Consider the following 20,950-nt stretch of genomic DNA (forward strand, 5'->3'; position numbering starts at 1 on the left):
GGGAACGAAGAACATGAGATTCAACGCCCAACGACGGCAGACATCGCACCGCGCACGCGCTGCACTGGCCATCCCCTTCGCGGCGGTCCTCGCCGCGGGACTCATGGCCGGGCCGGCATATGCCGAGACCACCGATCCGCAGACCGACCCCTCTGCACCCGCTCCGTCGGCGACGCCTCAGCTGTCCGAGGCGGAGACCGAAACCGAAACCGGGGGCGGGAACGAAGCCGAGACCGAGACCGGCGCCGATGACGCGGTATCGGTGGCATCCCACGCCACGCAGACCGTGCAGCGCAGCGCCGTGCCGACGAGGGCGACCGGGTTCCAGCTGCGGTATGCGTTCGCGCCCGGCGTGCAGCCTGCGAGCCCGCAGAACGAGTCCGACGTGGCCGCGGAAAAGGCATATGACTGGTCGGATGCCGGCATCCGCTACCTGGCGTGGGACTACCCCATGCCCGATGACGGCCACCACGAGGTGACCTTCACCGCCCAGCTGATCGATTACGGAACGCTCACCGACTACACCGTCCGATACACCTCGACCGTGAACCGGACGGCCGGGTCGCTGAGCGTCGAAACGGACTGCGCCATCCTCCGAGACGGCGCACCGGTGGACTTCGAGAACGAGTCGCCTTTCGCCTGTGACGGGGCCTCGGCTCAGGGAGCATCGGGAGCCGTGATCGCCTCCGCGGACGTCGCGCTGCACAACTGGTCCACCATCACCGGCATCATCGACGTGCGCAATGCGGGGGACGGACCCGTCATCTCCCTTGCCGACGGCACCTTTTCCACCGCGAACCAGCAGAAGCGCATCGTGATGAACGGCGAGGCCTGGTACCCCGTCGCCGTGAGCGTGGAGGAGAAACGTGCTCTTCCCTACGCGACGATCCCCAACGGGGGAACTCTGACCTGGTCCGCCGCGCAGCAGAACTTCGGTCGCGAACAGTCCGAGCCCGACACCCACGCGCAGGCTTCCTTCGCCTACCGCATTTTGCTCGATGGCAAGGGAACCCCGTACTGGATCAGCGGCTGGGCGGAGAACTACAAGTACCTGTCGGGCAGCGAGCCCTCCGCCACCTGTTCGATCTACCTGGGCGACCCGAACACGACCGGTGTGCGCGTGCTGGAGAACACGCCGTTCACGTGCGAGCCCACCGGAATGAGCAAGCCGAACGTCCACACCGACGATGACACCACGTTCCAGGTGCGGATGGCCAGGGTGGACACGGTGGACAGCGACCAGGATGCCAGGAACAACGGCATCGTCGACGCCTGTGGCGAGCATGGGAACGGCTGCATCCAGGCCATCGGTGAGCCGACGCTCGACACGGCCGAGGCAGGGAACCCGCGGACCATCGCCACCCAGCCACACACGGCGGGTTCGGACGAGCCCCAGGAGTGGAAGTTCGAGCGCACCTGGTCGCAGGAGGTCACGGACTCCGTCGAGCAGACCTTCGGCATCAAGCTCAGCTACGAAGCAGAGTATGAGCCGATGCCGGGCGAGACCTTCAAGCAAGGAATCGAGTTGAGCTCCGAGACGAGCTACGGCTATGACCTCACCAAGGGGCTCGAATACTCGTTCTCGAGTTACCCGGAGATCCCGTTCGGCGCCGTCGGACGAATGGTGCAGTACGAGGCCTGGGACCTGTACACGGGTGAGCTGTACTTCTTCGGCGAGGGCGACTCGTGGTACCGCCTCACCGGGACCACCATCAAGATTCCGGTCGACGCCTCGATGTTCGGCGCCGAATCCCAGACGTTCGACGGACACGTGGATGCGCAGGAGGCCCCGGTGATCGGCGGCGTGGAGTTCCGCTGTTCGTGGAAGGAATCCGCGAGGGCGAACGTCCTCCTCCACAACTCGACCGTCGAGAAACTCACTCTGTGCGACATCCCCACGAGCTGGGGCGACGAGGTGCCCCGCATTCGAGGGCTCGACGTCGACCCCGACCTGCTCAAGGACGCCCGCGCGGTGCTCGCCGACGACCTCGCTGCGCTGAAAAAAGAACTCGACAAGCGCAAGAGCGAGCTCGCCGAACTGCGTCGGGGGTAGCCCGGCGGAGGCCGTGACGACCACCGTGCCCCGCCGCCACGTCTTCGGTGCCTCTGCAAGCCCCGCGATCCCGCCTTTCCAGGGTTCGCGGGGCTTGACGGCACGCTGATATCCCTCCGACCCTCCGTCCCTTTGCGTTTGCGCACGCGCCGAGCGGGTGACACCGGTGGAGGTGCGGAGAGAAGTCGGGGTGTGCTGCAGGTCGCGGTAGAGTGGTGGAACGGCTCTCCTCCCGAGAGCCGCGTGTGCACTAACGTGTGCACCAGGCCATTCCGGGATCGCCCGTCGCGTTCCTCACCGGCCACGGGGCTGTAGTTCAATGGCAGAACTTCTGCTTCCCAAGCAGACAGCGCGGGTTCGATTCCCGTCAGCCCCTCCAGTTGTGACTTCCAGACCCAGGCTGGACTTTCCAGACCTCGTTCGGACCGGTTAGCTCTCGGCTTCTGCGAAGAGCTCTTGCCGGCGGATACCCCGTGCGGCCGCGAGACCAGCCCCGCATCGCCACGCTCCCCCGACCTTGACTCGTGGGTGATCGCCCTCTGGGCCAGCACGATTGCGGGCGAGCATCCGCTTCTGGATAGGGTTCGAAGTGATGATGTTCTCGCGTGTTTCCCGTATCCGTCCACATCACACCGCTCGAGGTCTCGCGGTGCTGCTCAGCGCCACGCTGATGTCGACGCTGACCGTCCTGGCCCCGGTCGCGGCGCACGCGGACGCGGACGGCCTGGCCGCCTCACCGGAGATCACCACGGTTCGATTCACCGACCCGGCGGGTGTGGACTGGACGCCGCCGGCCGGAGTGCGGCGGGTGTCCGTGACGATGGCCGGCGGTTCCGGCGGCGACATCGTCCGGGAGGGGCAGTCCGCCCCTGGGAGCGGACGGGCCGGGCAGCTGGAGTTCGACCTGGATGTCACCCCCGGTGAGACGCTCCGTCTCTACGGTGCGACACGCGGCGGCGCGCCGCATACGCAGACCCCGGGCATCGGCTACCTGAACGGCGGATCGGGGGGCAGCCCGGCCGGCGGCGCGCTGCACGGTGGCGGCGGCGGTGGCGCGGCCGCCGTCCTGCGCGGCACAAACCTGATCGCGGTCGCCGGCGGCGGGGGTGGTGTCGGCGGTGCTTTGAAAACGGCTCCGACGATCCCGCAGCCGCGCCCCTGGCGGTTCGGTGGCGCTGGCGGCTGGGGCACGAGCGGCGCCGACCTGGCCGGTGAAGACGGCACCTTCGGGTACCACCCGGGCAAGGGCGGTGCACCTGGCACACAGACCGGCACGTCCGGTACGAACGGGTCCAATGCCGCCCGGTTCACTGCGTCCGGCGGTGGCGGTGGCGGTGGCGCTGGTTGGCCCTCCGGGACCGGAGGCCAGTCCGGCAAGAAGTTCCTGTCTGCGAGTGTCGGCGGTGGCGGTGCCGGCGGCACCAGCTACACCAACCCCGACGCGGAGAACGTCCGCCTGCTCACCTCCGTGAACAGCGACGGCTACGTCGAAATCAGCTACCAGAACCCGGTCCAGCTGACCCTCACGGCGCCGACCCTGTTCCTGGCGGGTGTGCCGCAGGAAGCAGAGGTGACCGTCACCGGCGCGAACGGACTCGTACCCTCCCCCGGTACGGTCATGTTCACCGCCGACAACACCTTCGTCGGCCGCGACAGCACCGTGAATGGCCGGGTCGATTTCCGGTTCTCTCTCGCGCAGGGCCGCCACACCCTGAAGGCCGAGTTCACCTCCCGCGACCGAACGCAGCGCGCCAGCGCAACCCTCGACGTGATCGTCGGCCCCGGCCCCGCACACTCCCTCACCATCCTCGACCAGCTGCCGCTGCGGGTTCCCGCCGCGAGCACCGTCACCGTCGCCGGTACCGTCACCACGGATGGCGCCGCACTGCGCGGCGGGGAACCCATCACCGTCGCCGTCAACGGACACGACACCGCCGGCACCGTCGACGCGGCAGGACGATTCAGCATCCCCATCACCGCGCCCAGCAGCATCGGAGCGTTCACCGTGCAGGCCACGTTCGCGGGCACGACGAACATCGCCGCCTCCGCGAGCGCCCCCGTCCGGATGGAAGCGTACGACGACCAAGCCGTCGTCACCCTCACCCCCACCGCGACGACCGCGGTGTACGGTGAGCCGCTCGCCGCAGCGGTGACCGTTCGCCCCGCAGACGGCGCCGGTGTCCCCGCCACCGGCATCGTGCTGCTCACCGACGGCACGCAACACATCGCGACGGCCACCCTCGACCAGGCCGGAACTGCAGCATTCAGCGACCTGAAACTGCCGACCGGCGTGACGCAGCTCACCGCCCTGTACGGCGGCGACGAGGTGTACAACGGCGCCGACTCCGCCCCCGCCACCATCACCGTCACCACCGCTGCCACGTCCACCCAGCTCACCGCGGTGAGCGCATCCGGCCGTGCCGGCGACCCCGTCGAACTCGACGTGGCGGTTGCCGCTGACACCCGCAGCCGCCTCGAACCGGCCGGGCAGGTGGAAATCCTCCGCGACGGCGAGGTGGTTGCCGTTCTCTCCCCCGGCGATGACACCGACCCCACCCCGTACGACGGCGTGAGCAGGTTCCACACCGAACTGACCGGGACGGCTGCGGGGACCCACGCGTTCACGGCCCGGTACCTGCCCGCCGCGGGCTTCGCGGCCTCCGCCTCCGCTGCGCAGACGGTCACGCTCACTGCCCACGCAACCCGGCTAGAAGCCACCCCGGCCGAAGTCACGATTACCGCTGGCGACACCGCAACGCTCCACGCGCAGGTCACCGCGCATGCGGTCGGCCCGCTGCCGCCGCTGGATGGCGCGGTCTCTGCCACTCTCGGCGGAGATGTGATCGGCGCCCCCGGCACCGTCGACCCGAACACCGGGACGGCGGACGTGCACCTGACCGGCCTGCCCGTGGGCACCCACTCGGTGCTGCTCACATTCCACCCGGATGGCGTGGACTATGCGGACGCCACCGCGCGCGTCACCGTCACGGTGGCCCCGAACGTTCCCACACCAGCGGACGGCGGCGACACACCGGCAGCCGGTGGCGACACACCGGCAGCCGGCGGCGAGGGCGGCGGGGGCGGCGCTGACCGACACCAGGCACTAGCGGTATCCGGGCAGTCCGCGAGTGCGTGGCTCACACCGTTGCTCACCGCAGGGCTGCTCACCACCGCTGGCGTGCTGCTCCTGGTCCGCCGGCGCACCCGACACTGACGGCACTCGCGACGCGGTGGGCGCACGCCAACGGAATCGAGAACAAGCCGGCGGTGAAGTACCCGTCGCGTCCAGCCAGCGAACGCTGGAACGACGGCCGCGTTTGTCTGAACGAGCTTCAGAACGCGCGCGGTCGACTGCCTACTGAAACCGCGGATTCATCAGTCCGATCTGGGTACGAATCCGGCAAGGCAGTCCAGAGCTCGTTCGGACCGGTGGTCGGGCACGGAGGCGCGCGGCTTGGCGGGAACATCAGCGGGCGGCCGGCCGTCAGATACGAGGGCCATCCCGCCGCGCCCGAAGAACCCGATCTCCACGCCGACCACGCGAACGATGGCGTAACCGGGTGCTCCCCGGCCACGTCAGCCGCGATGAGGCATGTCACCGCACCCCGTGAGGAGGGGAGCGACGCGGCGCCGCCCTTCACCCAGGGTGCGACGAAGGGAAGGATGGCGGGATGGACGCCGGCTACGACCCCCTGTTCCTCGGCCCCGCCGTGCCGCTGCCGACAACTGGGCGACCTACCGTGCGCCTGGACTACCCGCGCTTCACGGTCGAGCTCGATCCCGAACGCCGGCTGGCCGCGATCACCGCGGTGAACATCGACGGCGCCGCCCTGCGCGACCTGCCGCGGACGGGCGAGTGGCGGCTCGACGAGAGGGTGCCCTCCTCGCAGCAGGCCGGTCCCGCGATCTACGCCGGGAACGACCTCGACCGTGGGCACCTCGTGCGCCGCCGTGACCCGGGCTGGGGCGACGCCGACATCGCCCGCGCCGCCACCGAGGCCACCTTCCGCTACCCGAACGCCGCGCCGCAGGCCTCCGGATTCAATCAGTCGAAGGAACTCTGGCTCGGCCTCGAGGACCACGTGCTGGAGTACGCGCAGGCCACCGACCAGCGACTGTCGGTGTTCACCGCACCGGTGCTGGCCGACGACGATCCGCCGTATCGCGGCATCCGCATTCCGCTGCGGTTCTGGAAGGTCGCGGCGTGGCTCTCCCCGGCGGGCTTGGCTGCGACCGGCTTCATCCTCGACCAGAGCGAGCTGGTCGACACGCGCACCGGCGCCGTGGCGTCGCCACCGCTCGGCGGGTTCCGCACGTTCCAGGTGCCCATCGACCGCATCGCGGAGGTGACGGGCCTCGACTGGGGAGCCCTGCCCGACGCGGATGTGCTCCGCGGCCAGGGAGTCACTGCTGCCCGCCCGCTCGAGGACCCGAGCGACATCGTGCTCTGACGCGGCGCGGGATGCCGGTGGCGGGCGACCCTGCTAGGAGCAGACGGCCGCGAGTTCGTCAGCCGACTCCCGCACGTCCTGGGTGTCGTCCACGAGGTCGTCGTTGATCTCGGCGAGGAGGGGCGCGTCATCGGCGGCCGCCTGCATCTGGTCGATCAGCAGGCCGACCTCCTTCATGTCCTCGGTCAGGTCATCGAGCTCGTCGCGCACCCGCTCGTTCGTGACCGTCGCGAGCGAGGCGTCGAGGTCGTCCGTGGCTGAGCGGATCGTCTCGGACGCCCCGGCGTAGTCCTCGTCGTCGATGCGCGAGAGCGCCTCGGTCAGCGCGCCGTCGGCGTCCTCGGCCGCGGGCACCGCGATATCGCATGCCTCGGGCACCGACTGGTCGGGCAGCCGCGTCGCCCCATCGGTCGACCCGCCTGCGGCGCAGCCCGAGACGGTGAGCAGGATGAGGGCCGCAAGGGCGCCGGTCGTGGTCTTGCGCATGGTGTTCCCCCTGGCGTTCCGGTGTGTTGGCCGCCACGGTACGTCCCGACCGCGTACGACGCCAGGCCCTCGCCGACGCCGCGCGGGGCCCCGCGCCATCCCCCGGTCGGTAACGTGACAGCATGAGCCCGCTCGCCCACCCCACCGCCGTCATCGCCAGCGGGAGCGGCCGATACGCCGACCCGTGGCATCCGTTCCCCCGCACGAGCGCGCTGTTGGCCGACACTCTGCGCGCGGCCGGATTCCAGGTCGTCGTCGACGACGACGTGGATGCGGCGATGACCCGGCTCGACGATGCAGCGCTGCTGGTGGTCAACGCCGGCGACCCCTGGCGCGATGACGCCTCCCGCACGAACCACCCCCCGGCGGCCTCGGTGACCGGTCTCGACCAGGCGCTCGCGCGCGGAATCGGCGTGCTCGCGATGCACCTGTCGGTCGGCTCCCTCCGCGACTACCCGTCGTGGGCGCCCGCGATCGGAGGCATGTGGATCCCCGGGGCGTCGTGGCATCCGGAGATCGCCGATGTCGAGATCACCGGCGGCACGCTTCCCGACGGGACCCCCGTCGACGGCTTCACCGTGTTCGACGAGCGTTACTGCCGCCTGCAGCAGCTGGGCGAGCGCTCGGTCGTCGCGACGCACGTCACCGACGGCGAGCGGATGCCGACGGCCTGGGTGCGCACCTACGGCGCGGCCCGCGTGGCCGTCGACACCCTCGGACACGACGAGCGGTCGTACGACTCGGCGGGACACCGCCAGCTCATCGGCACCCTCGCCCGATGGGCCGCCGGCGCCTGAGGCCACGACGACACCACGGAGGGCGCCTCGTTGGTGAGGCGCCCTCCGTCGTGTCGCGGAGCGACTACAGGTGCTTGCCGCCGGTGACCGGCAGCACGGCTCCCGACGTGAACGAGCCGTCCTCGGAGGCGAGGTAGACGTAGGCGCCGGCGAGCTCCGCCGGCTGGCCGGCACGGCCCAGCGGCGTGTCCTGGCCGAACTCCGCCAGACGCTCCGCGTCCCAGCCGGTGGCGGGAATGAGCGGCGTCCAGATCGGGCCGGGCGCGACGGCGTTCACGCGGATGCCGCGCGGGCCCAGCTCCTCCGCCATCGCCTGCACGAAGGCGACCTGAGCCGCCTTGGTCATGGCGTAGTCCACCAGCGAGGGCGACGGGCTGTATGCCTGCACGGATGCGGTGACGATGAGCGACGCGCCCGGCTGCAGGTGCGGCACGGCGGCACGGGCGGTCCACAGCATGCCGTAGAGGTTCGTGCGGAAGACGCGGTCGAACCCCTCGGTGGGGAGGTTCTCGATGCCGTCGCGGTCCTTCTGATACGCCGCGTTGAGCACGACGATGTCGAGACCGCCGAGTTGCTCGACGGTGTCGGCGACGATGCTCGTCGCGAAGGACTCGTCGCGGATGTCGCCGGGCAGCGCGACGGCGGTGCGGCCGGCCTCGCAGATCAAGGCGAGCGTGTCGTCGGCGTCGTCCTGCTCCTCGGGCAGGTACACGATGGCGACGTCGGCGCCCTCACGGGCGTAGGCGATGGCGACCGCCCGCCCGATTCCCGAGTCGCCGCCGGTGATGAGGGCGCGGCGTCCTTCGAGCCGGCCGCTGCCCCGGTAGCTCTTCTCGCCGTGATCGGGTTCGGGCATGGTGTCGTCGGTGAGACCGGGCTGTTCCTGCTGCTGCGCGGTGAACTCGTCGTCGTGGTGCTTCTCGCGCGGATCCTGGATGGTCATGGGGCTCCTTCCGTTGCCTGACCATCGACACTGCCGAACTCGGCGAACGGCGAGAAGGGGCTTGACACCCTCAGCCCGGAGACGGGAAGCGGTTGTCCGCGCGCGCGAGCGGACTCAGCCCTCTGGCGCGGCGCAGACGGCCGAAGCCGCGATCTGCTCGGCGTACTGCTCGGCCGTCCACGGCAGGCCGGCGGTCGGAGCGGTCTGCCCGGCGGCGGCGGGCGCCTTCGACGCGATGGCCGCGAGCTCCCACGCCAGATACTCGCCGATGGCGGCCGTCGCGCGGGAGTTGTTCAGCACGACCGCGACGGCCATGCCCGTCGCCGGGTCGGCGAAGGCCCCGGTGATGTAGCCGGGTACCGAGCCGTACTGGCCGATGAGCGATCCTGCCTGGTACGCACCGCCGGCGGCGGTGTTCCACGAGGGTGCGTCCGGGCTCACCGGCAACGGCGACGCGAAGCGGTCCTCCCCCGCCCCGGGCAGGGACGAGGTCGCCAGCGCCTGCACGTAGAGGCCGAGATCGTCGATGTCGGAGACCACGCCGGTGGCGGTGTAACCGCTGCTCGCGGACAGCGAGGTGAGGTCGCGCGGGGCGAGGCAGTCGACGGCGCCCTCCGCGTTGTCGGCCGAGTACAGTCCGGCCAGGAAAGGCGCCTCGACGGCGGCGAGGTCACGGGTCGGCGCCGGCAGACCGGTGGCATCCAGCCCGAGCGGCTCGGCGACGTACGTGCGGTACATCTCCGCCGCGGTCATGCCGGTGGCGCGCTCCAGGGCGATGCCCAGCAGCACGTAGCCGGTGTCGGAATCGACGAACGCCGCCCCGGGCGCGCCGGTGCGGTCCGATCCCATCCCGTACGCGGCCAGCTCCTTCGGGTTCCACACCCGCTGCGGCGTGGTCAGCACGCGATCGGCGATGCGCGGGCCGTACGACGCGATGCCGCTGGTGGAGTCGCACAGCTGCTCGAGGGTGATGTCCTCGTAACCGGGCATGCCGGTGATCCACTCCGTCACCGAGTCGTCGCGCGACACGGTGCCGGCTGCGGCCACGGCATCCAGCACATCGCACGTCATCGCGCGGGTGATGCCGGCGACCCGGAAGCGCATGTCGGTGGTCACGGCCTCGCCGCCGGGCGTGGACGTGCCGAGCCCTTCGACCCATTGGCCGCTCCACGGTGCCCAGACGCCGACGATCGCCCCGGTGGACCCGGTGGCGACCATCGCGCGCTCGACGGCGGCCTGCAGCTGCGCGCGGGTCTCCTCCGGCAGCGGGGCATCGACCTGCTCGGGCACGGCCGGCAGCACCGTCGGGCCCTCGCTGGAGCACGCGCTGACGGCGAGCGCCATGCCGACGACGGCGGCGATCACGGTCGCAACGCGACGTGCGCGGCGGAACTGCAGCATTCGATACCCCCGAAAAGTCCTCCAAAGATTCAAACACACCGCGGCGGGCCTGCCGGTACGCCTCACCTGGCCCGGGGGCACGCGGCACCGGCGGCAGAGGCCGGTCAGGCGCGCGAGCGCATGAAGCGACGCACGTCGGGGTCGACGCGGATATCGCTCGGGCGCAGCGGCCTGGTGAGGTACAGCCCATCCAGGCTGGTCAGCCGCGACAGCGCGACATAGGTCTGACCCGGCGCGAACGCCCCGGACCCCAGGTCGATGATCGCCCGCTCGTAGGTCTTGCCCTGCGACTTGTGGATGGTCACGGCCCACGCCAGCCGCAGCGGGAACTGCGTGAACTCCGCGACGATGTCGCGCGACAGCGACTTGGATGCCGAGTCGTATGCGTACCGGAACCTCTCCCACACGGTGGGTTCGACGTCGTGCTCGACGCCGTCGACCTCCACGCGCACCGTCGCCCCCGCGATGCGGGTGACCGTTCCGATCGTGCCGTTGACCCACCGGGGCGGCTCGCCGAAGCCGCCGACGTCGTTGCGCAGGAACATCACCTGCGCTCCCACCTTCAGCTGCAGCTCCAGCTCGGCGGGGTACGCCGCATCCCCTCGCCCGAAGTCACCGCTGACCTCGGCACGGGCGGTCTGCACCGGTCCGGGCAGCGCGTCGAGGTGACGGTGGTTGATGCGGTTGACGATGTCGTTGCGGGTGGCCAGCGTGATGATCGGCGGCTCGTCACCGCCGGGCTCGGGCGGTCGTCGCGCCCCCGCGGTATTGAGCACCTCGGCCATGTCGGCGGTGACCACGCCGTGGCGCACGGCGTTGAGGAGGATCTTGAAGGTCGGGTCGGCCTGGCGGTGGATGTCGCGCAGTTCGCGGATGTTGAGCGTCGCACCGTGGCGCCCGAGGTCGATGAGACCGCCCTCGGCGTCATCGCCGGACCGACCGGCCCACACGTGGGCGTCGAAGAACCAGAACGACCGGTAGTGGTCGCGGATGTACCGCATCTCGTCGCCGCGCGGCGGCACCGGCGCCAGCTGGTACGGATCCCCGAACATCACGACCTGCGCGCCACCGAACGGCTCGCTGCGGCGCCCGCGGGCCTGCCGCAGCGACCGGTCGATGGCATCCATCAGGTCGGCGTTGACCATCGAGATCTCGTCGATGACCAGCGTGTCGAGGGCGTTGAGGATGCGGCGCGTCTGGTCGGGCTGGTCGAGGTCGCTGTCGGCGATGAGCCCGATGGGCAGTCGGAACAGCGAGTGGATCGTCTGCCCCTCGACGTTGAGGGCCGCGACGCCCGTGGGAGCGCAGACGGCGATCTGCTTGTCCGTGTTCCAGGCGAGGTGGCGCAGCAGCGTGGACTTGCCGGTGCCGGCGCGGCCGGTGACGAAGACGTGCTCGTTGGTGTCCTCGATGAGCCGGAACACCGCTTCCTGTTCGTCGGTGAGAAGCGGGGCGGTCACTGATTCATGGTCGCACACCCGCCTGGTCGCCGACGGGCGCGCCGCCTCGGGTGTGCAGAGGCGTCGGCTGGGAACTTTCCCGGCAAGCGATGCGTCGCGGTTCCTAGACTGGGGGGATGGAGTACGGCGAGGCGGGGGTGGCGCCGTTGCGCGCGCCCGTCGATGCACAGGCTCCGGATGCCACGTCCGTGCGCGTCCACCCGCGTCGACGCCCGCGGCTCGGTGCCGAGCTGACGATGCTCGCCATCATCGGCGTGCTGCTGATCGCGGCGCTCGGGTCCGCCGTCGGCGCACTGTACGCGCAGTTCTACAGTCCCTCGGCCTTCGTCACGCGGTACGTGACCATGCTCAGCGAAGGGCGTGCGGCCGATGCCCTCGCCGTGCCGGGCGTCGTCGTCGACTCCGCCGACCTCGAGGCGGCGGGCCTGCCGCCGACGGCATCCGAGGCTCTGCTGCGTCAGGCCGCCCTCGCAGGCCTCTCCGACGTCCGCGTCGTCTCGGAGGAGCCCGGCGACGACGCGACCAGGGTCACCGTGGCCTACAAGGCCGGCCCCTACCCGGGCGAGACCACCTTCGACGTCGAGCGCGCAGGCTGGCTCGGCGTCGCCCCGACCTGGCGCTTCGCGCAGTCGCCGCTCGCGGTGATCGACCTCACCGTGCTGGGCGCCATGCAGTTCACCGTGAACGGGTTCGACCTCGACAAGCGGCAGGTGTCGCCGGACGGCGCCGACGTCGATCCAGCCGCACCGGTGCCGCTGCTCGTGTTCTCGCCGGGCGTGTACTCGGTCGCGGTCGACACGGCCATCTCCGCCACCCCCGGGGTCGCGGTGCTGTCGGACTCCCCCGCCGCCGGCATCCGCGTCGAGCTGCAGGCGCAGCCGACAGAGCAGTTCGTGAGCGTCGTGCAGGAACGGGTGGACCAGTTCCTCGCCGAGTGCGCCGCGCAGCAGGTGCTGCAGCCCGCGGGCTGCCCGTTCGGGTTCACCGTGCGCAACCGCATCACCGAGCTGCCGACCTGGACGATCGCGCAGGCGCCGGTGGTCTCGGTCGAACCCGACGGCGCGGGATGGAAGATCCCCGTCACCGACGCCGTCGCGCACATCGACGTGGAAGTGCAGTCGCTCTTCGACGGCTCGGTGTGGGATGCCGACGAAGACGTCCCGTTCCAGCTGACCGGCACGATCACCGTGCTGCCCGACGGGACGGCATCCATCCTCGTCTCCGGCGTCGAAGGCTGACGCGGGCTGAGGCGGGCTGAGGCCTGGCGCCGTGGGGCGCCGCGACGCTCGGGTCGGCAGGCTCAGCGGCCGGCGCGCTCGCGTCGGGCGTCGCGCTCGGCGAGCTGGGCGAGACGCTCGTTGTAGGCGTGGAGCTCCGCGTCACCGCTGCGGTCGGCCTGCCGGTCGCGCCGGCGCTGGGTGCGCTCGTCGCTGCGGCTCCACTGGATCGCCACGACGAGAGCCAGGATGAGCGTCGGGATCTCTCCCACCGACCAGGCGACACCGCCTCCGGCGTACTGATCCTCGAGCGGTGTCGGCCCCCACGTGCGTCCCATCGAGCCGAACCACTCCGCCACCATCAGGCCGGACTGCATCATGATCGCGATGCCGAAGAACGCGTGCATCGCCATGACCGCGATGAGGGTCACCAGACGGAAGGGGTACGGGTAGCGGTACGGCACCGGGTCGATGCCCACGAGGGAGAGGGCGAACAGGTAGCCCGAGATGAGGAAGTGGGCGATCATCCACTCGTGACCGAGATGGTCGTACAGCGACCAGCGGAAGAGGTCGGTGTAGTAGAACACCCACAGCGACCCGATGAACATCGCGGCCGCGAACAGCGGATGCGTCACCACCCGGGAGAACGGGGTGTGGACGGCCCAGAGGATCCACTCGCGGCCACCCCGGGTGCCGTCGTCCCGCTTGCGGATCGCCCGCGCCGCGAGGGTGACGGGCGCCCCGGCGACGAGGCACAGGGGGATCGCCATCGACAGCAGCATGTGCCCGACCATGTGCACGCTGAACAGGTAGTCCTGGTAGACGTTGATCGGGCCGCCGGTGACCCACAGCAGCAGCGCCAGGCCGACCAGCCACAGCACGGTGCGGTAGATCGGCCACGTGTCGCCGCGGCGGCGCAGCCGTCGCACGCCGGCGACGTAGAAGAAGGCGCCGAAGCCGACGGCGAACGCCCACAGCAGGTCGATCTCCCACGCGGTGAACCAGCGGTCGATCGTGAACTCCGGGGGCAGCGGAGCCCCGGTGAGGATCTCGGCCGGGGTGCGCACCGGCGGCAGCGACGTGTCCACCGGCGGCGGCGTGCGCGCGAGCGCGGCCGCCGCGCCGCTGGCCACGCCCATGAAAGCCAGTTCCAGCCCGATGAGGCTCCAGAACCGTCGCGCGGCGCCGTCGTCGCGCATGCGGCCGATGAGGCGCACCCGGTACCACGCGCCGAAGACGCCGAGGGTGACGAGCGCCGCGATCTTCACCAGGAGCACCAGGCCGTAGGGCGACGTCAGCAGCTCGAGCGTGATTCCGCCGGCGAGGGCCCGCACCGTGCCGGAGATCGCCACGACGACGAAGGCGACCAGCGCGATCGACGAGTAGCGGCGCATCACGTCGGCCATCTCGGTGCGGGAGAGCAGCGGGCGCACGAGCACCATGAGCACGAGCCCGCCCAGCCAGACAGCCGCGGCGATGATGTGCAGCGCGATGGCCATGACCGCCGCGTTGTGGTTCGCGTCGTCGCCGGAGTGACCCTGCGACGCCATCGGGATGAGCGATGCGATCGCGAGCACCGCGACGAGCAGGGTCGTGGTCCACCCGCGCACCGCGAAGGTGAGAACCGTCAGCACCGCGCCCGCGAGGGTCGTGATCAGCCACGCACGACCGAGCTCCTGCTCGATGAGGAAGCGCCCCAGCTGCTGCCCGAACTGGGCACCGGCGCTGGGCGTGGAACCGAGGGCGTTGAGCACCGTGAAGAATCCGGTGACGCCCGCGGAGACGGTGAAGACGGCCGCGGCGATGGATGCCGCGTCGAGCGCGGTCTCGAAGGCGCGTGTGCCCGCACGCAGCGCGTAGAGGGCCACGACGAGAGAGCCCACCATCACCGAGGCGGACAGGTTCACGGTGAGCTTGGCCACCGGCAGACCCCAGCGCACGACCGGCCCGGGGTCGCCCAGTCGCAGCGGCGCGGCCCCGCCACCGAGAGCCAGCGCCCACGCCAGGACGGCGAGAGCCACGATCGCGAGGATCGCGGGGCCGGCGTACCGGAGGGCGCGGGAGTTCACCACCCAAGCTTACGTGGGCACGCAGAAGGGGGATGCCTCGCGGCATCCCCCTTCTGTTATCGCGGGCCGTCGGGACGGCGGCGACGAAGTCTCGTCAGAGGTCTTACTTGACGGCAGCCTTGAGCTTCGAGCCGGCGGTCACCTTGACGCGCTTGCCCGCGGCGATCTTGATCTCCTCGCCGGTCTGGGGGTTGCGGCCGGTGCGGGCGGCGGTGTCGACCTGCTCGAAGGCGATCCAGCCGGGGATCGAGACCTTGCTGCCCTTTGCCACGGCGTCGGCGACGGTCGAGAACAGCGAGTCGAGCACGCCCGAGACGGTGGCCTGGCTCTGGCCGGTGGCGCTGGCGATGCTCGCGACGAGCTCGGTCTTGGTGATGGACTTGTCAGCCATGGGGTTGTCCTCCAAGGCGGTGGGTACCGCCTTCTCGTACTTGGGACCGGAGGCGAGCGCCCCCGGCTGGTCGGATCGACCGTGCCCGAATATACCCACGATCCGCGGAATTACGCGGATTTCGGCCCATTCTGGGGCACATTCACCGGCGTGTCGCCGGTGACAGTGACGCATGTGACTGCTGTGAACGCGGAAAGGCCCGCAGTTCCGGAGAACCGCGGGCCTTTCGCGAGGTCAATGACCGGGGGTCACCACGACGACTTGGTCACACCGGGCAGCTCGCCACGGTGGGCCATGTCACGGAAGCGGACACGCGAGATGCCGAACTTCGTGAGGTTTCCGCGGGGGCGACCGTCGATGACGTCGCGCGAGCGAACGCGCACGGGCGAAGCGTTGCGGGGCAGCTTCTGCAGACCCACGCGAGCGGCTTCGCGCTCCTCGTCGGTGGACTCCGGCGACACAAGCGCCTTCTTCAGCTCGGCGCGCTTCGCGGCATAGCGCTCCACGACCACCTTGCGCTGCTCGTTGCGCGCGATCTTGCTCTTCTTAGCCATGGATCAACGCTCCTCTCGGAATTCGACGTGCTTGCGGATCACCGGGTCGTACTTCTTGAGCACGATGCGGTCGGGGTTGTTGCGGCGGTTCTTGCGCGTCACGTAGGTGTACCCCGTGCCGGCGGTCGAACGCAGCTTGATGATCGGACGGACGTCCTGAGCCTTCTTGGCCATCAGAGCTTCACACCCTTCGCGATCATGTCCTTCACAACCGACTCGATGCCGCGGACGTCGATGACCTTCATGCCCTTAGCGGACACGTTGATCGTGATCTTCCGGCCGAGCGAGGGCACGAAGTAGGTCTTCTTCTGCACGTTCGGGTCGAAGCGGCGCTTCGTCCGGCGGTGCGAGTGCGAGATGTTGTGACCGAAGCCGGGAACAGCTCCAGTCACCTGGCACACTGCTGCCATAGTGATGTCTCCTTAGTACCGTGACACCGGACGGTGCCACCCAAGATCCCTTGTCTGCACCCCGTTCACCAGAATCGGTGGCAGGGCGCGAACTGCGTGCTGGAGTGCGCGCAGACGAAGAGTCAGTCTAGCACGGACGGGCGTGTCGCCATGACGCGCGGCATCCCTGTGGCCTTGCCCGCTGCCGAGTCGGCCGGCGCTGCGCTCGGTTCCTCCGGGTCACCACGGACGAGATCACACCGCGGGCGCCGGGCCTGCGGGCGCCGGGCCGGCACCGCGGCCCCACCGGAAGGCCGAGACCGTCGGGTCGCCCGGAATCCAGAACCGCCACGGGAAGGCCGCCGTGCCGGCATGCCCGGCCACCCCCACGCGGGGTCCCGTCGCCGGCTCCGCGACCGGCTCGACGGGAAGCAGCAGGCGCGCCACCGCACCGTGCCAGGCCTCCCCGGTGATGACGTCGATGCCGTCGTGCACCGGATGGCGCAGCCCCACCGCGTCGCCGAGGCGGCCCGGGCCGCGGGCGAGGTCGCGGTCGGCGCGCGCGGCGGGTCGGCGGCGGCGCGCGGCACCCACGCCCTCGACAATCTCTCCGCCGCGCAGCAGCACACCGCCGGCGACCCCCTCGGGTCCGCAGACGACGTTGACGCACGAATGGATGCCGTGACTGAGGTAGACGTACAGGTGCCCCGGCTCACCCCACATCGTCGCGTTGCGGGGGGTGAGGCCCATGCGCGCGTGGGACCCTGGATCGGGCACGTCCCCGGTGCCGCGGCCGTGATACGCCTCGACCTCGGTCAGCCGCACCGCGACCGTCTCGCCCTCGACGGTCACCTCGAGCACGGCGTCGAGCAGCCGCGGCGCGACCTCCAGCGCGAGCGCCGCCATGTCGTCGCGGGTCGCAGGGCGGCGAACGGTCATTGCGGCGGCACCTGGCACCATGAGGCGTCGAATCCCGTGAGCGCGACCACGGGCTCACCGTCGTCGAGGGTCACGATGTGCGTCTCCAGGCGCTCGGGCAGCGGCACCTCGTAGAGGTCGTAGGGGTTCGAGACGACGTCCGGGGCGACGAGCACCGCCGCATACCGGCCGCTCGGCGACACGCAGGTCTGCAGCACGGCATCGGACCCGGGGGTCTCGAACACCGGGCGCGCGGTTCCGTCGAGGTCGACCACCTGCACCGATGTGCTCACCGGGGTGAGCCCGTCGAAGGTCGTGGTGGTCTGCAGCGTGCCCGTGCCGCCGGGGAGCGGCAGCACGAGGGCGGGGCGGGTGTCGGACGGGGCGAGCGGCAGCGGGCTCTCGGTGCCGTCGCGCAGGTCGATCAGCGCGAGACCGTCGACGCGTTCCACCGCCGCAAGCGGCGTGCCGCGGGCGATGCCGTCGATCGCGATCGCGGTGCCGAGCTCGACCGCGTCCGCCCCGGATGCCGCCGACAGCAGGAGCCGGCCGTCGAAGGTGAGCGCCAGCAGCGACTCGCTGTCGGGCACGAAGCGCCAGTCGGCGACGCGCTGCTCGTCGCCGGGAAGGGCGATCGCGACCGGATCGGCATCCGGTTCCTTCAGCGACGTGGTGTACAGCACCGCCTCGGCGCCCCCGCCCGCGCCGACGTCGGCCGCGGTGTAGGTGTAGCCGATGAGCTCCCCGCGGTCGGCGCTCTGCAGATTCGTGACCCGCCCCTCGCCCGGAAGCGGCAGCGGAATCTGGTCGCCGCCGTTCAGATCCGTGCTGATGAGCGAGGCCTGTCCCTCGTCGCTGACCGACATCACGAGCCGCGTCGCAGTGGCGCGGAAGTCCTCGATGTGCGGGTGCTCGAAGACCGGCACCGCCTGCTCACCGGTGAGGTCGGTGCGGAAGACGGTGTCGCCGTCGGCAGTGCGCCGCAGCAGGAACATCTCGAGCGGCGGGGTCTTCATCGTCTCGACCACGTCGGAGGTCGGCCCGCCGCCGACGGCCTGCAGCCCGTCGATGCGCACGGTGTACTCGGTGTCGTCGTGCAGCGGCAGCGTGAAGCGCACGCCGACGCTGCGCCCCGAGGTGTCGACGGTGAACGGCGTGGCCGGCGTCACGGTCACCTGGGAGGCGTCGACCTCCTGCAGCGAGCGGCTGGTCGTGATGATGAAGCGCGATCCGGATGCCGCGACCGCCGCCTCGGGATCGGACTGCACCCCGGTGACCCGCGGCCCCTGCAGGGCGGACACTCCCGCTCCGGCTGCGCCCACGAGCACCAGCGCGCCGACGACGACGGCGAACGCCGTGGTGAACGCGCGGCGCCGGCGGTCGCGGCTGCGGCCGCCGCGGGCGCGACGGTCAGCGCTGCGGGAGCGGGTGGGGGCGGAGACGGGGTCGGGGGTGCCGGGGCCGTCAGTACTCATACGGGTCTTCCGGCTCCTCGATGGGGGTGACCTCGGTGGCGGCGATCGTGAGCGAGCCGTCGGCGTCGGCACGCACCGTGCCGCGCACCGTCACCCACTGGCCGGTCTCGGGGGGTTCGCCCACGGTCACCGGGACGCTGGCAGGCTGGGCGTCGATCACGCAGTGGGTGATCACCAGACGGGTGAGATCGAAGCCGTCCTCACCAGGGGTGACGAAGCCGGTGAGGGTCACCGGGTCTCCCTCGAACGCATCGGGGTTGGTCGCTCCGGCGAACACCGTGGCCCACTCCCCCACGCCGAACGAGGCGGTGTCGCCGGTCGTGGCCAGCGCGACGGCGTCGGTCCCCTGGAACAGCGGTGCCGCGCCGGTGTCGCGCGACATGGCGAGCTCCGCCGACAGCGACGCGGGCGGCAGCACGAGGATCGCACCGACGATGCCGGTGGCCAGCACACCGCCCGCGACCGTGGCCGCCGTCGCGGCGGTGCGGCCGAAGCCGGCCGCGACGACGGCGTCGTGGTCGAGATCGAGGCCGCCGTACTCGACGTCGCGGCCGTCGGAGCCGGCGTCGGTGATGCCGGCCGATTCGCCGGCCGCGGCCTCGGCCTCGGAGCCGTGGTCGTGCCCGTGGTCGGATTCGGCGCCGAGCGGCAGAGCGAACGAGGCGACGGTGCCGACGAGAGCGACGATCGCGAACGCGACGGCGAACCAGGCGGTGTCGGGGTTGATGTAGAGACCGATGCGGCCGCTCGCAGCCAGCACGACGGTCACGGCGGCGAGCGCCGCGGCCAGTCCCACGCCGAGCCAGCGCGTGAGCAGCGCCTGCCCGCGGGTGAGCGGATCGGTGTGCGTCGTCGGCGTCCGGTCAGGCAAAGAGGTTCACCCCCGAGCCCAGGGCGAAGGCGAAGAGCACGACGACGACGGTCACCCCGACCAGCACGCGGGTGCGGAAGGTCGTGCGCAGCAGCGCCAGCATCTTGATATCGACGATGGGACCGACGATGAGGAACGCCACGATCGCGCCGGGCGTGAACGTCGACGCGAACGACAGCGCGAAGAAGGCGTCGACGTTGGAGCAGATCGACACGATCATCGCCAGCGCGATCATCACCGCGATCGACAGCGCGGGGTTCGACCCGATCGCCAGCAGCGCCTCCCGCGGCACCAGCACGTGCACCGCGCCGGCCAGAGCCGAGCCGATCACGAGCGCGGGCATGACGGCGCGCAGCTCGACGACGAACTGGGCGAGGCTGCGGCGCCCGCGGCCGCCGGTGTCGAAGGCGGCGAGCTCGCACGTGTCGCGGAAGCGGTCGGTGACGAGGGCATCGGGGTCGGGGTGGCGGCTGTAGATCCAGCCGATGAGGTTCGCGACGAGGTAGCCGCCGACGAGTCGGGCGATCAGGATGCCGTCGTCGAAGCCGAAGGCCTGATGGGTCGTGATGATGACGATCGGGTTGACGATCGGCGCCGCGATGAGGAACGTCATCGTCTCGGGCACGCTGAACCCGCGCATCATCAGTCCGCGGGCGAACGGGACGTTGCCGCATTCGCAGACCGGCACCAGCATCCCGAGCAGCGACAGCACGGCCCTGCGCGCCCAGGCGCGCCGCGGCATCCACCGCTCGAGGGCTCCCGGCGGCAGCCACACCTGGATGACGATCGACAGCAGCACGCCCAGCACGACGAAGGGCAGCGACTCGATCAGCACGCTGATGGCCAGCGTCAGCCCGTCCTGCGCACGCGTGGGCAGCGGCGTCTCGGCGGGCGCGAGCGCCGCGACCACGAGCAGCACGGCGACCACCAGCGCACCGAGGCCGAGAGTGGTCAGCAGCCGGGTGCTGCGCTCCGGCCGCGGTCGGGCGGTGCGGGGCGAGCGCGACGTACGGCGACGGGTGGGGGCGCTCGTCATGGGCGCCCCTCCGGCGCGGCGACCGTCGTGGCAGCGGGCGTGGCATCGGCCGTCGTGCATGCGGCGCACAGGCCGAAGATGTCCACGACGTGCTCCGCCTGCGTGAAGCCATGCTGGGCGGCGGTGCGGCGGGCCCACTGCTCGACATCGGTCGCGGCGATCTCCACGGTGCGCCCGCAGCGCCGGCAGATGAGGTGGTGATGATGACCGTCGGTGCTGCAGGCGCGGTAGAGCGCCTCCCCCTCGGGGCTCTGCAGCTGGTCGGCGTCGCCGGCGGCGGCGAGGCCCGCCAGTGCGCGGTAGACCGTCGCCAGCCCGATGCCCGTGTTCTCGTCGCGGAGCGTGGCGTGCAGCGCCTGCGCGCTGACGAAGCCGGGCGCCTCGGCGAGCGCGTCGCGCACGCGCTCGCGCTGCCAGGTGTTCCGCTGGGCCATGGCTC

Annotated in this window: 19 protein-coding genes and 1 tRNA gene; 6 read left to right on the top strand and 14 right to left on the bottom strand. The window is 70.9% G+C overall.

Translation table 11 applies throughout. The features are described from left to right. The first annotated feature begins 13 nt into the window (after positions 1–13). From NQ165_RS13015 to NQ165_RS13035, 4 genes are all read left to right on the top strand, one after another. Complete coding sequence (locus NQ165_RS13015; RefSeq protein WP_257533802.1) at positions 14–2,053, top strand: hypothetical protein; 2,040 nt, start codon at positions 14–16, stop codon at positions 2,051–2,053. A gap of 305 nt (positions 2,054–2,358) precedes the next feature. After that, positions 2,359–2,432: transfer RNA gene (locus NQ165_RS13020), tRNA-Gly, on the top strand. Positions 2,433–2,702: 270 nt separating this feature from the next. Further along, the gene (locus NQ165_RS14595; RefSeq protein ID WP_308495346.1) at positions 2,703–5,267 is read left to right on the top strand and encodes an Ig-like domain-containing protein; all 2,565 of its coding nucleotides are present in this window, start codon (positions 2,703–2,705) and stop codon (positions 5,265–5,267) included. 457 nt (positions 5,268–5,724) lie between these two features. Beyond that, the gene (locus NQ165_RS13035; RefSeq protein WP_257533803.1) at positions 5,725–6,504 is read left to right on the top strand and encodes a DNA/RNA non-specific endonuclease; all 780 of its coding nucleotides are present in this window, start codon (positions 5,725–5,727) and stop codon (positions 6,502–6,504) included. Positions 6,505–6,537: 33 nt separating this feature from the next. On the opposite strand, the gene NQ165_RS13040 is transcribed toward NQ165_RS13035, so the two are convergent. After that, entirely contained in the window at positions 6,538–6,990 is a 453-nt protein-coding gene (locus tag NQ165_RS13040) for a hypothetical protein (RefSeq protein WP_257533804.1), read from the bottom strand. A 122-nt stretch (positions 6,991–7,112) separates the two neighbouring features. Here NQ165_RS13040 and NQ165_RS13045 point away from each other — a divergent pair, with 122 nt between their 5' ends. Further along, on the top strand, positions 7,113–7,787 hold the full coding sequence (locus NQ165_RS13045; protein ID WP_257533805.1) for a ThuA domain-containing protein: 675 nt from the start codon (positions 7,113–7,115) through the stop codon (positions 7,785–7,787). 64 nt (positions 7,788–7,851) lie between these two features. Here NQ165_RS13045 and NQ165_RS13050 read toward each other — a convergent pair whose 3' ends face one another. The 3 genes from NQ165_RS13050 to NQ165_RS13060 all read right to left on the bottom strand — a co-directional run bounded on the left by NQ165_RS13050 (position 7,852) and on the right by NQ165_RS13060 (position 11,591). Next, entirely contained in the window at positions 7,852–8,730 is an 879-nt protein-coding gene (locus NQ165_RS13050; protein WP_257533806.1) for an SDR family oxidoreductase, read from the bottom strand. A gap of 114 nt (positions 8,731–8,844) precedes the next feature. Continuing rightward, positions 8,845–10,131: a serine hydrolase gene (locus NQ165_RS13055; protein ID WP_257533807.1), complete on the bottom strand. Its 1,287-nt coding sequence runs from the start codon at positions 10,129–10,131 to the stop codon at positions 8,845–8,847. Between the two features lie 104 nt (positions 10,132–10,235). Next, positions 10,236–11,591 (bottom strand): ATP-dependent RecD-like DNA helicase, encoded by a 1,356-nt coding sequence (locus NQ165_RS13060; RefSeq protein ID WP_257533808.1) that lies wholly within the window; start codon positions 11,589–11,591, stop codon positions 10,236–10,238. A gap of 116 nt (positions 11,592–11,707) precedes the next feature. Between NQ165_RS13060 and NQ165_RS13065 the strand changes: the two genes are divergently transcribed. After that, positions 11,708–12,829 (top strand): hypothetical protein, encoded by a 1,122-nt coding sequence (locus NQ165_RS13065; protein ID WP_374679384.1) that lies wholly within the window; start codon positions 11,708–11,710, stop codon positions 12,827–12,829. Between the two features lie 62 nt (positions 12,830–12,891). Here NQ165_RS13065 and NQ165_RS13070 read toward each other — a convergent pair whose 3' ends face one another. From NQ165_RS13070 to NQ165_RS13115, 10 genes are all read right to left on the bottom strand, one after another. After that, positions 12,892–14,877: a bifunctional copper resistance protein CopD/cytochrome c oxidase assembly protein gene (locus tag NQ165_RS13070; RefSeq protein WP_257533809.1), complete on the bottom strand. Its 1,986-nt coding sequence runs from the start codon at positions 14,875–14,877 to the stop codon at positions 12,892–12,894. A gap of 103 nt (positions 14,878–14,980) precedes the next feature. Beyond that, on the bottom strand, positions 14,981–15,268 hold the full coding sequence (locus NQ165_RS13075) for an HU family DNA-binding protein (RefSeq protein ID WP_257533810.1): 288 nt from the start codon (positions 15,266–15,268) through the stop codon (positions 14,981–14,983). Positions 15,269–15,516: 248 nt separating this feature from the next. Beyond that, positions 15,517–15,822, bottom strand: a complete 306-nt coding sequence (rpsN, locus tag NQ165_RS13080) for a 30S ribosomal protein S14 (RefSeq protein WP_257533812.1) — start codon at positions 15,820–15,822, stop codon at positions 15,517–15,519. Positions 15,823–15,825: 3 nt separating this feature from the next. After that, positions 15,826–15,996: a 50S ribosomal protein L33 gene (gene rpmG / locus NQ165_RS13085; protein WP_005051772.1), complete on the bottom strand. Its 171-nt coding sequence runs from the start codon at positions 15,994–15,996 to the stop codon at positions 15,826–15,828. After that, positions 15,996–16,232, bottom strand: coding sequence for a 50S ribosomal protein L28 (gene rpmB, locus NQ165_RS13090; protein ID WP_257494552.1), 237 nt, complete (start codon positions 16,230–16,232; stop codon positions 15,996–15,998). Before rpmB ends, rpmG begins: the two co-directional genes overlap by 1 nt. Positions 16,233–16,466: 234 nt before the next feature. Beyond that, a complete protein-coding gene (locus tag NQ165_RS13095) occupies positions 16,467–17,150 on the bottom strand; it encodes a DNA-3-methyladenine glycosylase (RefSeq protein WP_257533813.1) in 684 nt (227 codons plus the stop codon). Next, positions 17,147–18,604, bottom strand: a complete 1,458-nt coding sequence (locus NQ165_RS13100) for a hypothetical protein (protein ID WP_257533815.1) — start codon at positions 18,602–18,604, stop codon at positions 17,147–17,149. Before NQ165_RS13100 ends, NQ165_RS13095 begins: the two co-directional genes overlap by 4 nt. Continuing rightward, positions 18,594–19,475, bottom strand: coding sequence for a TIGR03943 family putative permease subunit (locus NQ165_RS13105; protein WP_257533816.1), 882 nt, complete (start codon positions 19,473–19,475; stop codon positions 18,594–18,596). The genes NQ165_RS13100 and NQ165_RS13105 overlap by 11 nt, the downstream gene beginning before the upstream one ends. Beyond that, on the bottom strand, positions 19,468–20,511 hold the full coding sequence (locus NQ165_RS13110) for a permease (protein WP_257533817.1): 1,044 nt from the start codon (positions 20,509–20,511) through the stop codon (positions 19,468–19,470). The genes NQ165_RS13105 and NQ165_RS13110 overlap by 8 nt, the downstream gene beginning before the upstream one ends. Further along, positions 20,508–20,945, bottom strand: a complete 438-nt coding sequence (locus tag NQ165_RS13115) for a Fur family transcriptional regulator (RefSeq protein WP_257533818.1) — start codon at positions 20,943–20,945, stop codon at positions 20,508–20,510. Before NQ165_RS13115 ends, NQ165_RS13110 begins: the two co-directional genes overlap by 4 nt. Positions 20,946–20,950: the final 5 nt, after the last annotated feature.

The organism is Microbacterium sp. zg.Y1084, assembly GCF_024623595.1.
GTDB classification, from domain to species: domain Bacteria; phylum Actinomycetota; class Actinomycetes; order Actinomycetales; family Microbacteriaceae; genus Microbacterium; species Microbacterium wangruii.

Excerpts from the sequence above, each read along its gene's own strand:
- NQ165_RS13015 (WP_257533802.1), top strand. The coding sequence starts at position 14 with ATGAGATTCAACGCCCAACGACGGCAGACATCGCACCGCGCACGCGCT.
- NQ165_RS13035 (WP_257533803.1), top strand. The coding sequence starts at position 5,725 with ATGGACGCCGGCTACGACCCCCTGTTCCTCGGCCCCGCCGTGCCGCTG.
- NQ165_RS13040 (WP_257533804.1), bottom strand. The coding sequence starts at position 6,990 with ATGCGCAAGACCACGACCGGCGCCCTTGCGGCCCTCATCCTGCTCACC.
- NQ165_RS13045 (WP_257533805.1), top strand. The coding sequence starts at position 7,113 with ATGAGCCCGCTCGCCCACCCCACCGCCGTCATCGCCAGCGGGAGCGGC.
- NQ165_RS13050 (WP_257533806.1), bottom strand. The coding sequence starts at position 8,730 with ATGACCATCCAGGATCCGCGCGAGAAGCACCACGACGACGAGTTCACC.
- NQ165_RS13055 (WP_257533807.1), bottom strand. The coding sequence starts at position 10,131 with ATGCTGCAGTTCCGCCGCGCACGTCGCGTTGCGACCGTGATCGCCGCC.
- NQ165_RS13065 (WP_374679384.1), top strand. The coding sequence starts at position 11,708 with ATGGAGTACGGCGAGGCGGGGGTGGCGCCGTTGCGCGCGCCCGTCGAT.
- NQ165_RS13075 (WP_257533810.1), bottom strand. The coding sequence starts at position 15,268 with ATGGCTGACAAGTCCATCACCAAGACCGAGCTCGTCGCGAGCATCGCC.
- rpsN (WP_257533812.1), bottom strand. The coding sequence starts at position 15,822 with ATGGCTAAGAAGAGCAAGATCGCGCGCAACGAGCAGCGCAAGGTGGTC.
- rpmG (WP_005051772.1), bottom strand. The coding sequence starts at position 15,996 with ATGGCCAAGAAGGCTCAGGACGTCCGTCCGATCATCAAGCTGCGTTCG.
- rpmB (WP_257494552.1), bottom strand. The coding sequence starts at position 16,232 with ATGGCAGCAGTGTGCCAGGTGACTGGAGCTGTTCCCGGCTTCGGTCAC.
- NQ165_RS13095 (WP_257533813.1), bottom strand. The coding sequence starts at position 17,150 with ATGACCGTTCGCCGCCCTGCGACCCGCGACGACATGGCGGCGCTCGCG.
- NQ165_RS13100 (WP_257533815.1), bottom strand. The coding sequence starts at position 18,604 with ATGAGTACTGACGGCCCCGGCACCCCCGACCCCGTCTCCGCCCCCACC.
- NQ165_RS13110 (WP_257533817.1), bottom strand. The coding sequence starts at position 20,511 with ATGACGAGCGCCCCCACCCGTCGCCGTACGTCGCGCTCGCCCCGCACC.
- NQ165_RS13115 (WP_257533818.1), bottom strand. The coding sequence starts at position 20,945 with ATGGCCCAGCGGAACACCTGGCAGCGCGAGCGCGTGCGCGACGCGCTC.